Source organism: Mycolicibacter heraklionensis, assembly GCF_019645815.1.
In the GTDB taxonomy this organism is placed as follows: domain Bacteria; phylum Actinomycetota; class Actinomycetes; order Mycobacteriales; family Mycobacteriaceae; genus Mycobacterium; species Mycobacterium heraklionense.
In genome coordinates this window covers 2682125-2694838 of record NZ_CP080997.1, presented here as the reverse complement: position 1 = coordinate 2694838, position 12714 = coordinate 2682125, and the positions used below count along the sequence as shown (strand labels likewise).

Genomic DNA, 12714 nt, shown 5'->3' with positions numbered 1-12714 from the left:
CGTGCATCCGTGTCTTCCGAATCCGAGTTCGTCCTCGTTGAACGTCCCCGTCCGCACGTCGCGCTGATCACGCTGAACCGCCCGGAGCGGATGAACTCCATGGCGTTCGACGTGATGGTTCCGCTGCGTGACGTGCTGGCGGAAGTCAGCTACGACAACTCGGTGCGGGTGGTGGTGCTGACCGGGGCGGGCCGGGGGTTCTCCTCCGGCGCCGACCATAAGTCCGCGGGTTCGGTGCCGCACGTGGCCGGACTGACCCGGCCCACGTTCGGATTGCGGTCGATGGAGCTGCTCGACGACATCATCCTGGGGCTGCGGCGCCTGCACCAGCCGGTGATTGCCGCCGTCAACGGGGCGGCCATCGGTGGCGGTCTGTGCCTGGCGCTGGCGGCCGACATTCGGGTCGCCGCGTCGGGTGCCTACTTTCGGGCGGCCGGCATCAACAACGGGCTGACCGCCAGTGAGCTGGGCCTGAGCTACCTGCTGCCCCGGGCGATCGGTGCGTCGCGGGCCTTCGAGATCATGCTCACCGGCCGCGACGTCGACGCCGCCGAGGCGGAGCGAATCGGCTTGGTCTCGCGGGTGGTGGAGACGGCGGACCTGCTGGACACCTGCTACGACATGGCCGAGCGGATCGCCGGTTTCTCCCGCCCGGGGGCCGAATTGACCAAGCGGACGCTCTGGAGCGGACTCGACGCCGGTAGTCTGGAGGGGCACATGCAGGCCGAGGGGCTCGGACAGCTCTACGTGCGCCTGCTGACCAGCAACTTCGAGGAAGCCGTCGCTGCGCGCGCCGAGAAGCGCCCACCGGCCTTCACTGACGATAAGTAGCACCACCACGACAGGAGTACGCGCGCGTGATTACCGCAACGGGCCTGGAGGTCCGCGCCGGAGCGCGCACCCTGCTCGACTCGGTGGACTCGGTGCTGCGGGTTCAGCCCGGCGACCGGATCGGTCTGGTCGGCCGCAACGGCGCCGGCAAGACCACCACGTTGCGCATCCTGGCCGGTGAAGGTGAGCCGTATGCGGGCACCATCACCCGCACCGGTGAGGTCGGCTACCTGCCGCAGGACCCCCGGGAAGGCAACCTCGACGTCCTGGCCCGCGACCGGGTGCTCTCGGCACGCGGCCTGGACACCATCCTGGCCGACCTGGAGAAGCAGCAGGTGCTGATGGCCGAGGTCGTCGACGACGCGGAGCGGGACCGAGCCATTCGTCGCTACGGGCAACTCGAAGAGCGCTTTGCCGCACTGGGCGGCTACGCCGCTGAGAGCGAGGCGGGCCGGATCTGCACCAGCCTGGGCCTGCCCGACCGGGTGCTGACGCAGCCGCTGCGGACCCTGTCCGGTGGCCAGCGCCGCCGCGTGGAGCTGGCCCGGATTCTGTTCGCGGCCGGCGAGGGAGGCGCCGGAGGCGCCGGTTCGGGAACCACCTTGCTGCTCGACGAACCGACCAACCACCTCGACGCGGATTCGATCGGCTGGCTGCGTGACTTCCTGAAGAACCACAGCGGGGGACTGGTGCTGATCAGCCACGATGTGGACCTGTTGGCCGACGTGGTCAACCGGGTGTGGTTCCTCGACGCGGTGCGCGGTGAGGCCGACGTCTACAACATGGGCTGGCAGAAGTACCTCGACGCCCGTGCGACCGATGAGCAGCGTCGCCGCCGGGAGCGCGCCAATGCCGAACGCAAGGTCGCCGCGCTGCGCAACCAGGCCGCCAAACTGGGCGCCAAGGCAACGAAAGCCGTTGCGGCGCAGAATATGCTGCGTCGTGCCGACCGGATGCTGGCGGCGCTGGATGAGGAACGGGTCGCCGACAAGGTCGCCAGGATCAAGTTCCCGACCCCGTCGGCTTGCGGGAAAACCCCGCTGATGGCGTCCGGGCTGACCAAGGTGTACGGCTCGCTGGAGATCTTCACCGGTGTCGACCTGGCCATCGACCGGGGCTCACGGGTCGTGGTGCTGGGTCTCAATGGGGCCGGTAAGACCACCCTGCTGCGACTGCTCGCCGGCGTCGAAACCCCCGACGCCGGCCAGCTCGAGCCCGGATACGGTTGCAAGATCGGCTATTTCGCCCAGGAACATGACACCATCGACAACGCGGCGACGGTGTGGGAGAACGCAGTACATGCAGCTCACGCGTCCGCGCATTTTTCCGAGCAGGATCTGCGGGGACTGCTGGGCGCGTTCATGTTCACCGGGCCGCAGCTGGAACAACCGGCCGGCACGCTGTCCGGCGGTGAGAAGACCCGACTGGCGCTGGCCGGGCTGGTGGCATCCACCGCGAACGTGCTGCTGCTCGACGAGCCGACCAACAACCTCGACCCGGCGTCGCGCGAGCAGGTACTCGACGCGCTGCGCAGTTACGCCGGCGCGGTGGTGCTGGTCACCCACGACCCGGGCGCAGCCGAGGCGCTGGACCCACAGCGCGTGGTGTTGTTGCCCGACGGCACCGAAGACCACTGGTCTGCGGACTACCGCGACCTGATCGAGCTCGCCTGATTCACTCAAAGTCGCCCGGTATCGCCGAGGCATTCCTACGCTGAACCCGTTGAGTCGGCGAGGGGATGGTGAGGGGACGTGGCGACGACGACGAAACCGAACAAGCAGCGCGATCGTCAGCTGGTCGAGTTGCGCAACGCCTATGAGGGCGGGGCGAGTATCCGGACCTTGGCGGCGTCGACCGGCCGATCGTACGGCTCCGTGCACAGCATGCTGCGGGAGTCGGGCGCGGCGATGCGCAGCCGCGGCGGGCCCAACCACCGCACCCGGTCCCGCTAGCGTCGCCCCTGAGCGCGAGCGCGCGTGTCTGCACACGACACGCCGATCGCGGTCGGCATTCTGCGCACCCTCGCGGTGCACTGATCAAGCGAAATCAGCTCTGCCGCACCGAATCCTCGACCAGGTCGAGGACCGCCGAAAGCCGCTGCGGATCTTCGCCAGACGCCAGCCGCGCGACGAGGCCGTCGAGCACCAGATCCAGATAGCAGTGCAATACGTCTGCGGGGACGTCGTCGCGCAGCCTACCGGCCTGCTTCTGGCGATTAAGCCGATCCGTTGTCGCAGCAGCCAATTCGGCTGACCGCTCCGCCCAGCCGCGGCTGAATTCCGGGTCGTGGCGCAGCTTGCGGGCGATCTCCAGCCGGGTGGCCAGCCAGTCGAACTGCTCCGGCGCCGCCAGCATGTCCCGCATCACGCCGATCAGGCCCTCGCGCGAGGCGACATCAGCCATCCGCTCCGCATCTTCGCGCGCCAACTCGAAGAACAGGGTGTCCTTGTCGCGGAAGTGATGAAATATCGCCCCCCGCGACAGCCCGATCATCTGCTCCAGTCGCCGCACCGTGGCCCCGTCGTATCCGTAGGCGGCGAAGCACCTGCGTGCGCCATCGAGGATCTGGCGGCGCCGGGCCGCCAGGTGATCCTCGCTGACCCTGGGCATCAGGTGATCGCCGTCTACGCGGTCGTACTCGATTTTCCCCCGCGAGCGGGAGGTGCCCCCAACATGTTGCGCAGCACGTACTGCAGGATGCCGCCGTTGCGGTAGTAGTCGGCCTCACCGGGGGTGTCGATGCGCACCACCGCGTCGAATTCGACCTTGTCACCATTTTCCTTGGTGGCGGTGACCTTCACCGTCTTGGGCGTCTTGCCGGTGTTGAGCTCTTCGATACCGACGATGTCGAAGGTCTCGGTGCCGTCCAGGCCCAGTGTCTTGGCGGTCTCGCCGGCCGGGAACTGCAGCGGGATCACGCCCATACCGATCAGGTTCGAGCGGTGGATGCGCTCGAAGGACTCGGTGATGACGGCCTTGACGCCCAGCAGCGTGGTGCCCTTGGCCGCCCAGTCACGCGACGAGCCGGAGCCGTATTCCTTGCCGCCCAGCACGACCAGCGGGATGCCGGCCTTCTGGTAGTTCATGCAGGCGTTGTAGATGAACTCCTTCGGGCCGCCCTCCTGGGTGAAGTCCCGGGTGTAGCCACCTTGGGTGCCCTCCAGGCCGATGGTGTCCAGCAGTCGGTTCTGCAGGCGGATGTTGGCGAAGGTGCCGCGGACCATGACCTCGTGGTTGCCGCGACGGCTGCCCAGCGAGTTGTAGTCCTTGCGCGCCACACCGTGGGCGTCCAGGTAGTCCGCTGCGGGGGTGCCGGGCTTGATCGGGCCGGCCGGGCTGATGTGGTCGGTGGTGACCGAGTCGCCCAGCAGCGCCATCACCCGGGCGCCCTTGATGTCGGAGACCGGGTCGGGCTCCAGCGCCATGCCGTCGAAGTACGGGGCCTTGCGCACGTAGGTCGACGCCTCGTCCCAGGCGAACGTGTCACCGTCCGGGGTCGGCAGGTTGCGCCAGTTGTCGTCGCCCTTGAACACGTCGGCGTAGGACTTGCGGAACATGTCCTGGTTGATCGCGGACTTGATGGTGTCGTCGATCTCCTGGGCCGACGGCCAGATGTCGCGCAGGTACACGTCGTTGCCTTGCGCGTCCTTGCCCAGCGAGTCGGTCTCGAAGTCGAAGTCCATGGTGCCGGCCAGGGCGTAGGCGATGACCAGCGGCGGGGAGGCCAGGTAGTTCATCTTCACGTCGGGGGAGATGCGACCCTCGAAGTTGCGGTTACCCGACAGCACGGCGGTGACGGTCAGGTCTTCCTCGTTGACCGCCTTGGAGATCTCCTCGGGCAGCGGGCCGGTGTTACCGATACAGGTGGTGCAGCCGTAACCGCCCAGATAGAAGCCGAGCTTCTCCAGGTAGGGCCAGAGGCCGGCCTTCTCGTAGTAGTCGGTGACCACCTGGGAGCCCGGTGCCATGTTGGTCTTCACCCACGGCTTGGACGACAGGCCCTTCTCGACGGCGTTGCGGGCCAGCAGGGCCGCGCCGATCATCACCGACGGGTTGGAGGTGTTGGTGCAGGAGGTGATACCCGCGACGGCGACGGCGCCGTGGTCGAGGATGAACTCACCGCGCTCGCCCTTGACCCGGATCGGCTTGCTCGGCCGGCCGTCGGCGCCGTTGGCGGCGGACTGCACGTTCACAGCACCGTCGTCGGCGAAGGACAGCGAGACCGGGTCGGAGGCCGGGAAGGACTCCTCGATGGCCTCGTCGAGCTTGGTCTCCGGCGCCGGGTGCTGCTCTTCGACGTAGTTGTGGATGTCTTTGCGGAAGGCGATCTTGCTCTCCGACAACAGGATCCGGTCCTGCGGACGCTTCGGGCCGGCGATCGACGGGACCACGGTGGACAGGTCCAGCTCCAGGTATTCGGAGAAGGCCGGCTCGTGGTCCGGGTTGTGCCACATCCCCTGGGTCTTGGCATAGGCCTCGACCAACGCGAGCTGCTCGTCGGTGCGGCCGGTCAGACGCAGGTAGTTGATGGTCTCTTCGTCGATCGGGAAGATCGCGCAGGTGGAGCCGAACTCGGGGCTCATGTTGCCCAGGGTGGCGCGGTTGGCCAGCGGCACCTCGGCGACGCCCTTGCCGTAGAACTCGACGAACTTGCCCACCACGCCGTGCTTGCGCAGCATGTCGGTGACGGTGAGCACCACGTCGGTGGCGGTGACGCCCGGCTGGATCTCGCCGGTCAGCTTGAAGCCGACGACGCGGGGGATCAGCATCGACACCGGCTGGCCCAGCATGGCGGCCTCGGCTTCGATACCGCCGACGCCCCAGCCCAGCACGCCCAGGCCGTTCTGCATGGTGGTGTGGCTGTCGGTGCCCACGCAGGTGTCGGGGTAGGCCTGACCGTTTCGCACCATCACGGTGCGGGCCAGGTATTCGATGTTGACCTGGTGCACGATGCCGGTGCCCGGCGGGACGACCTTGAAGTCGTCGAAAGCGCCTTGGCCCCAACGCAGGAACTGGTAGCGCTCGGCGTTGCGCTGGTACTCCAGCTCGACGTTGCGCTCGAAGGCGTCGGCGGTTCCGAAGACGTCGAGGATGACGGAGTGGTCGATGACCATCTCGGCGGGTGAGAGCGGGTTGACCTTGTTCGGGTCGCCGCCCAGCGCGGTGACGGCCTCACGCATGGTGGCCAGGTCGACGACGCACGGCACACCGGTGAAGTCCTGCATGATCACCCGGGCCGGGGTGAACTGGATCTCGATGCTCGGCTCGGCGGCCGGGTCCCAGTTGGCGATCGCGTTGATGTGCTCTTTGGTGATGTTGGCGCCGTCCTCGGTGCGCAGCAGGTTCTCGGCCAGCACCTTGAGGCTGTAGGGGAGCTTCTCGGTGCCCGGGACGGCATCGAGGCGGTAGATCTCATAGTCCTTGTCACCCACGCTCAGGGTGTCGCGGGCTCCGAACGAATTCACCGAATCTTTGCTGGTCACTTCAACTCCCCGAGATCGAGTTCTCCTCCATCGACGGGTCCGCGCCGACGGGCGCCATAACCCTAACAGTACGATTGTCCTGTATAAAGTAAGGTTCACCTCACTTGGCCGGGGTTGATACCGTCTTCAACCGTGACGATCCAGCACCCGCCGGCCTATATCCCCGGCGAGCTCTGCATCACTGTCGGCCTCGACCCGGCCGCCCCGCCCGACGACTGCATGGCACTGGTCAAGGTTGCTGTCGCCGCCGACGGGGTGAGCGCACCGGCGGCCGACGTGCCGGCGCTCCGCGAGGTGGTGGCGCAGGCCGGCCGCGACGGTATCGACCTCAAGATCGTCGAGGTGGCCCGAAATCCCGGCATGGACACCGCGCTGCGCGACGTCGCCACCGTGGTCGGCTACGACTATCCGGATTCCACTGTTCTGGTCGTTAGTACCAACTATGTCGGCAGCTACAGCGGCCAGTTTCATCGGTCCAAGCTGGAGGCCGCCGAGGATCACGCCAAGACCGGCGACCCGGTGGTCTCCGCGCAGAATTTCGTGCATGAATTAGCCACCCCGGATCTGCCCTGGACGGGCCTCACGGTGGTGCTGCTGGTGGGGGTGGCGGCGGCGGCTGTCGGGACCCGCTTCCTGCAACGACGCAGCAAACAGGCTGCCGAACGCTCCGACGTCGCCAACTAGCGGCCTTACCTCCGAAAACCCGGAAACTAGGCGATTAATTGTCGCCCCGTTGTCGGCTGCTGCAAATAATTAGGTCACCGAATGGTCACAACCGGCTTAATTACAATAATGTAGTTTGTTACGAACGTTTCTCCAGTGACTGATGTGACGTATGGTCTCAAAAGGCGCAGCTGTTGTATCTGTTGTTTCTGTGCTTTTGCCACCGGCCGAAGCACGGCGCCGCCTGCTGAGAGTCCGAGGAGATCCAAGCCGAATGAGACGCATCCGTTGTGGCTCCGATGGCTCTGCTTTCCGGCTGGCGGCCCGGTTCGCCCGACCCGCGACGGTGTCGGTACTCAGCGCTGCGATGCTGCTGGGCACCCCGGGGCTGGCGACAGCCCAACCCGCGCAGGACCCCGACGGCATCGCCGCGCTGATCGCCGACGTCGCCGACGCCAACCAACAGTTGCAGAACCTGGGCGCGCAGATCGCCGAGGAGAAGGAAGGGGTCAACAAGGCCCTGGTGGATCTGCAGACCGCGCGCGACGACGCCGCCGCCGCCCAGCACGAGGTGGACGCCGGCCGGCAGGCGATCGCCGAGGCCGACGCCGCGATCGCCGCCGCGCAGCGACGGTTCAACACTTTCGCCGCGTCGACGTACGTCAACGGGCCCTCGGACAGCTACCTGACCGCGGCCAACCCGACGGAGATGATCGCTACGGCCGCGGCCGGCCAGACCCTGGCGCTCAGCTCGCAGCAGGCGCTGGACAACCTCAAGCGGGCCCGCATCGAGCAGGTGAACAAGGAATCGGCCGCTCGGCTGGCCAAGCAGAAGGCCGATCAGGCGGTCGCCGACGCGCAGTCCAGTCAGGATGCCGCGGTGGCCGCGCTCACCGACACCCAGCGCAAGTTCGGCGAACAGCAGGGCGAGATCAACCGGCTGGCCGCACGACGTAACGAGGCGCAGGCCAAACTGGCCGCCGCCCGCGGCCACGATCAGCCTCAGCAGGGGCATCCGCCGGCCGGCGCCGCAGGCGGTGATCGGTGGGGAAACCCCGCCGGTCCGGTCGCCGGCCCCACGGCCCCCGCGCCCGCGCAGTGGGATGGTCCCTGGGACCCGACCCTGCCGATGGTGCCCAGTGCCGACGTTCCCGGCGACCCGATCGCCGTCATCAACCAGGTGCTCGGGATCTCCCAGACCTCGGCGCAGGTGACGGCGAACCTGGGCCAGAAATTCCTGCAGTCCCTCGGGCTGGCCAAGCCCGACGACACCGGGATCAACAACGGCAAAATCCCGCGGGTTTACGGCCGGCAGGCCTCCGAATACGTGATCCGCCGTGGCCTTTCGCAGCGCGGCGTGCCCTATTCCTGGGGCGGCGGCACCGCCGCGGGGCCAGGACGCGGTATCGGCTCCGGTGCGGGCACCGTCGGATTCGACTGTTCCGGGCTGATCCTCTACGCCTTTGCCGGGGTGGGCATCAAGCTGCCGCACTACTCGGGTTCGCAGTACAAGATGGGCCGCCAGATCCCGTCGGCGCTGGCGCGTCGTGGCGACGTCATCTTCTACGGACCCGGTGGCAGCCAGCACGTGACGCTCTACCTCGGCAACGGCCTGATGCTGGAGGCCCCCGACGTGGGGCAGACGGTGAAGGTGTCGCCGGTCCGCAAGAGCGGCATGACGCCCTACGTAGTCCGATACATCGAGTACTGACGGCGGTGCAATGCAACTGAGTTCCTTACGACTATCACGCCTCATCGGATCGTTGCTGGTGGCGATCCCGGTGCTGGTCGGCCTGGCCGGACCGGCCGAAGCGGACCCGGGGTGGGACCCCACCCTGCCGGCGACGATCAGTGCCGGCGCGCCCGGTGACCCGCTGGCGATCGCCAACGCCTCGTTGCAGGCCACCGCGCAGGCCACCCAGACCACGATGGACCTGGGCCGCAAGTTTCTGTCCGGCCTCGGATTCAACGTCGGCGACGAAGCCGTCGGCAACGTGTCACCGGGCAAGCGGGTGCACGGCAAGCAGGCCATCGAGTACGTGATTCGTCGCGGCGGCTCACAGATGGGCGTGCCCTACTCCTGGGGCGGTGGTTCGCTGACCGGTCCCAGCAAGGGAGTCGACTCCGGTGCGGGCACGGTCGGTTTCGACTGTTCGGGCCTGATGCGCTACGCGTTCGCCGGTGTGGGCGTGCTGATCCCACGCTTCTCCGGCGACCAGTACAACGCCGGCCGGCATATTCCGCCCAGTCAGGCCCGTCGTGGAGACCTGATGTTCTACGGCCCCGGTGGCGGCCAGCACGTCACCATGTACCTGGGCGGCGGGAAGATGTTGGAGGCCTCGGGCAGCGCCGGCAAGGTGGTCGTCAGCCCGGTGCGGACGTCGGGGATGACGCCGTATCTGACCCGGATCATCGAGTACTGACGCATTCGGGACGGGCCTTACGTCGACGGATGCTGCGAACCCTGGAATAGTGAAACGAGGGCACAACGCTGCCCCTCGGCCGTGCGCCGTGCAAGCAGTTGTGTCTGACCGACCTTTGTGGAGGATTTGTCGATGACGTCATCGGATGGGACGCCCGCGGGCGCCAGCGGTTTCCCCGGCTCGGCCGGTGCCGAGACAGGCACAGTCGGCGGTAGCGGGCTCGCCGCCGACGTACACGCGCTGGAGCGGGCCATCTTTGAGGTCAAGCGCGTCATCGTCGGCCAGGACCAGCTCGTCGAGCGCATCCTGGTCGGCCTGCTCGCCAAGGGCCACGTGCTGCTCGAAGGCGTGCCCGGTGTCGCCAAGACCCTGGCCGTGGAGACCTTCGCCAAGGTGGTGGGCGGGAGCTTCGCCCGCATCCAGTTCACTCCGGACCTGGTGCCCACCGACATCATCGGTACCCGCATCTACCGGCAGGGCCGCGAGGAGTTCGACACCGAGCTCGGCCCGGTGATGACCAACTTCCTGCTGGCCGACGAGATCAACCGTGCACCGGCCAAGGTGCAGTCGGCGCTGCTGGAGGTCATGCAGGAGCGCAAGGTCTCCATCGGCGGCAAGAGCTTCCCGCTGCCCAACCCGTTCCTGGTGATGGCCACCCAGAACCCGATCGAACACGAGGGTGTCTACCCGCTGCCCGAAGCGCAGCGCGACCGGTTCCTGTTCAAGATCAACGTCGGCTACCCCTCGCCGGAGGAGGAGCGCGAGATCATCTACCGGATGGGTGTCACCCCGCCGGAGCCCAAGCAGATCCTCGGCACCGGCGACCTGGTGCGGCTGCAGACGCTGGCGGCCAACAACTTCGTGCACCACGCCCTGGTGGACTACGTGGTTCGGGTGATCACCGCGACGCGGCAGCCCGAGCAGTTCGGCATGCCGGACGTGAAGAACTGGCTGTCGTTCGGCGCGTCGCCGCGTGCCTCACTGGGCATCATCTCCGCATCCCGGGCGCTGGCCCTGGTCCGTGGTCGCGACTACGTGATCCCGCAGGACGTCATCGAGGTCATCCCGGACGTGCTGCGGCACCGCCTGGTGCTGTCCTACGACGCACTCGCCGACGAGATCACGCCGGAGATCGTGATCAACCGGGTGCTGCAGACGGTGCCGCTGCCTCAGGTGAACGCGGTTCCGCAGCAACAGCATTCGCCGGCACCGGGTGCCCCGACCGCAGCGGCAGTGGCCGGCGGTCGGTGAGCGACCCCGACACCGGGGCTGGATCGATTCAGCCACCCGAAACCAGCACCACGCCGCCGTCGATGCTGCGCGGAGGAATCCGCGACCCGAAGCTGGCGGCGGCCCTGCGCACCCTGGAGCTGACGGTCAAACGCAAGCTCGACGGGGTGCTGCACGGAGATCACCTCGGCCTGATTCCCGGCCCGGGCTCCGAGCCCGGCGAGTCCCGGCTCTACCAGCCCGGCGACGACGTGCGGCGGATGGACTGGTCGGTCACGGCCCGCACCACCCATCCGCACGTCCGGCAGATGATCGCCGACCGCGAGCTGGAGACCTGGTTGGTGGTCGACATGTCGGCCAGCATGGATTTCGGCACCGCCACCTGCGAGAAGCGTGATCTGGCGGTGGCGGCGGCCGCGGCCATCGTCTACCTCAACAGCGGTGGCGGTAACCGGCTGGGCGCATTGGTGACCAACGGCGAGCGCGTGCTGCGGGTGCCGGCCCGCTCCGGGCGCAACCACGAGCAGACCCTGCTGCGCACCATCGCGACCATTCCGCGGGCCCCGGTCGGGGTGCGCGGTGACCTGGCGGCGGCCATCGACGCCCTGCGCCGCCCCGAACGCCGGCGCGGCATGGCGGTCATCATCAGCGACTTCCTCGGCCCGATCAACTGGATGCGCCCGTTGCGGGCGATCGCCGCCCGCCACGAGGTGCTGGGCATCGAGGTGCTCGACCCGCGCGATGTGGAACTGCCCGATGTCGGTGATGTGGTGTTGCAGGACACCGAGTCCGGAATCACCCGCGAGTTCACCATCGACGCCAAGCTGCGTGACGATTTCGCCCGGGCCGCGGTGGCCCACCGCTCCGACGTCGCCCGCGCGCTGCGCAGCTGCGGCGCGCCGTTGCTGGGGTTGCGGACCGACCGGGACTGGATCGCCGACATCGTCCGATTCGTCGAGTCACGCCGGCGCGGGGCGCTGGCGGGGACGCCGTGAACTCGACCCGTACACAGACAGGTCTGCTATGACATTGCCGCTCCTCGGGCCGATGACGCTGTCGGGCTTCGCACACCCGTGGTTCTTCCTGTATTTGTTCGTGATCCTGGGCCTGGTCGCGCTGTACATCCTCGTGCAGGTGGCGCGGCATCGGCGGATCCTGCGGTTCGCCAACATGGAGCTGCTGGAGAGCGTGGCGCCCAAATCGCCGACGCGCTGGCGACACCTGTCGGCGATCCTGCTGATCAGCTCGTTGCTGCTGTTCACCGTGGCGATGGCCGGCCCCACCCACGACGTCCGGATCCCGCGCAACCGCGCGGTGGTGATGCTGGTGATCGACGTCTCGCAGTCGATGCGGGCCACCGACGTCGCCCCCAGCCGGCTGGCGGCCGCGCAGGAAGCCGGCAAGCAGTTCGCCGACGAACTGACGGCGGGCATCAACCTGGGGTTGATCGCCTACGCCGGCACCGCGACCGTGCTGACCTCGCCGACCACCAACCGCGAAGCCACCAAGGCCGCGATCGACAAGCTGCAACTGGCGGACCGCACCGCCACCGGTGAGGGCATCTTCACCGCATTGCAGGCGATCGCCACCGTGGGCGCCGTCATCGGCGGCGGCGACACCCCGCCGCCGGCCCGCATTGTGCTGCTCTCCGACGGTAAGGAGACTGTGCCGTCCAACCCCGACAATCCCAAGGGGGCGTTCACCGCGGCGCGCACCGCGAAGGACCAGGGGGTGCCGGTGTCGACGATCTCGTTCGGCACGGCCTACGGCTACGTCGAGATCAACGAGCAGCGTCAACCGGTGCCGGTCGACGATGACTCACTGAAGAAGATCGCCGACCTGTCCGGCGGCAGCGCCTACACCGCCTCCAGCCTGCAGCAGCTCAAAGAGGTGTACTCCACGCTGCAGGACCAGATCGGTTTCGAGACCATCCGCGGTGACGCCAGCACCGGCTGGCTGCGACTGGGCGCGTTCGTCCTGGCGCTGGCCGCACTGGCGGCACTGCTGCTCAACCGACGGCTGCCCGCCTAGGCCGCACGAGTGGCCCGCGCCCTCAGCGCGGAGTCTACGGGTCGGTTCGATAG

11 protein-coding genes are annotated in these 12714 nt (G+C 67.8%); 9 read left to right on the top strand and 2 right to left on the bottom strand.

Translation table 11 applies throughout. The annotated features are described in order from the left end of the window. The first annotated feature begins 9 nt into the window (after nucleotides 1-9). The 3 genes from K3U94_RS12610 to K3U94_RS12600 all read left to right on the top strand — a co-directional run bounded on the left by K3U94_RS12610 (nucleotide 10) and on the right by K3U94_RS12600 (nucleotide 2783). Nucleotides 10-831 carry an enoyl-CoA hydratase gene (locus tag K3U94_RS12610; protein ID WP_047317985.1) on the top strand — a complete coding sequence of 274 codons (822 nt, stop codon included), beginning with the start codon at nucleotides 10-12 and terminating at the stop codon, nucleotides 829-831. Between the two features lie 26 nt (nucleotides 832-857). Further along, the gene (locus K3U94_RS12605; RefSeq protein WP_220693936.1) at nucleotides 858-2504 is read left to right on the top strand and encodes an ABC-F family ATP-binding cassette domain-containing protein; all 1647 of its coding nucleotides are present in this window, start codon (nucleotides 858-860) and stop codon (nucleotides 2502-2504) included. A gap of 78 nt (nucleotides 2505-2582) precedes the next feature. Beyond that, nucleotides 2583-2783 (top strand): helix-turn-helix domain-containing protein, encoded by a 201-nt coding sequence (locus K3U94_RS12600; protein ID WP_047317983.1) that lies wholly within the window; start codon nucleotides 2583-2585, stop codon nucleotides 2781-2783. 94 nt (nucleotides 2784-2877) lie between these two features. Here the strand turns inward: K3U94_RS12600 and K3U94_RS12595 are convergent, their stop codons facing one another. Together K3U94_RS12595 and acnA are read right to left on the bottom strand one after the other, a co-directional pair. Beyond that, a complete protein-coding gene (locus K3U94_RS12595) occupies nucleotides 2878-3441 on the bottom strand; it encodes a TetR/AcrR family transcriptional regulator (protein ID WP_047317982.1) in 564 nt (187 codons plus the stop codon). A 14-nt stretch (nucleotides 3442-3455) separates the two neighbouring features. After that, the gene (gene acnA, locus K3U94_RS12590) at nucleotides 3456-6314 is read right to left on the bottom strand and encodes an aconitate hydratase AcnA (RefSeq protein ID WP_220693935.1); all 2859 of its coding nucleotides are present in this window, start codon (nucleotides 6312-6314) and stop codon (nucleotides 3456-3458) included. 132 nt (nucleotides 6315-6446) lie between these two features. Between acnA and K3U94_RS12585 the strand changes: the two genes are divergently transcribed. The 6 genes from K3U94_RS12585 to K3U94_RS12560 all read left to right on the top strand — a co-directional run bounded on the left by K3U94_RS12585 (nucleotide 6447) and on the right by K3U94_RS12560 (nucleotide 12661). Further along, entirely contained in the window at nucleotides 6447-6998 is a 552-nt protein-coding gene (locus K3U94_RS12585; RefSeq protein WP_220693934.1) for an Rv1476 family membrane protein, read from the top strand. Nucleotides 6999-7251: 253 nt separating this feature from the next. Continuing rightward, nucleotides 7252-8688, top strand: a complete 1437-nt coding sequence (ripA, locus tag K3U94_RS12580) for an NlpC/P60 family peptidoglycan endopeptidase RipA (protein WP_082133956.1) — start codon at nucleotides 7252-7254, stop codon at nucleotides 8686-8688. 10 nt (nucleotides 8689-8698) lie between these two features. Next, nucleotides 8699-9400 (top strand): NlpC/P60 family peptidoglycan endopeptidase RipB, encoded by a 702-nt coding sequence (gene ripB, locus K3U94_RS12575; RefSeq protein ID WP_047317979.1) that lies wholly within the window; start codon nucleotides 8699-8701, stop codon nucleotides 9398-9400. Between the two features lie 132 nt (nucleotides 9401-9532). Further along, nucleotides 9533-10651: a chaperone MoxR1 gene (gene moxR1 / locus K3U94_RS12570; RefSeq protein ID WP_047318131.1), complete on the top strand. Its 1119-nt coding sequence runs from the start codon at nucleotides 9533-9535 to the stop codon at nucleotides 10649-10651. Between the two features lie 62 nt (nucleotides 10652-10713). Further along, entirely contained in the window at nucleotides 10714-11625 is a 912-nt protein-coding gene (locus K3U94_RS12565; RefSeq protein WP_047318130.1) for a DUF58 domain-containing protein, read from the top strand. Between the two features lie 28 nt (nucleotides 11626-11653). Continuing rightward, nucleotides 11654-12661 (top strand): VWA domain-containing protein, encoded by a 1008-nt coding sequence (locus K3U94_RS12560; protein ID WP_047317978.1) that lies wholly within the window; start codon nucleotides 11654-11656, stop codon nucleotides 12659-12661. Nucleotides 12662-12714: the final 53 nt, after the last annotated feature.

Excerpts from the sequence above, each read along its gene's own strand:
- ripA (WP_082133956.1), top strand. The coding sequence starts at position 7,252 with ATGAGACGCATCCGTTGTGGCTCCGATGGCTCTGCTTTCCGGCTGGCG.
- K3U94_RS12565 (WP_047318130.1), top strand. The coding sequence starts at position 10,714 with ATGCTGCGCGGAGGAATCCGCGACCCGAAGCTGGCGGCGGCCCTGCGC.
- K3U94_RS12560 (WP_047317978.1), top strand. The coding sequence starts at position 11,654 with ATGACATTGCCGCTCCTCGGGCCGATGACGCTGTCGGGCTTCGCACAC.
- ripB (WP_047317979.1), top strand. The coding sequence starts at position 8,699 with ATGCAACTGAGTTCCTTACGACTATCACGCCTCATCGGATCGTTGCTG.
- K3U94_RS12595 (WP_047317982.1), bottom strand. The coding sequence starts at position 3,441 with ATGCCCAGGGTCAGCGAGGATCACCTGGCGGCCCGGCGCCGCCAGATC.
- moxR1 (WP_047318131.1), top strand. The coding sequence starts at position 9,533 with ATGACGTCATCGGATGGGACGCCCGCGGGCGCCAGCGGTTTCCCCGGC.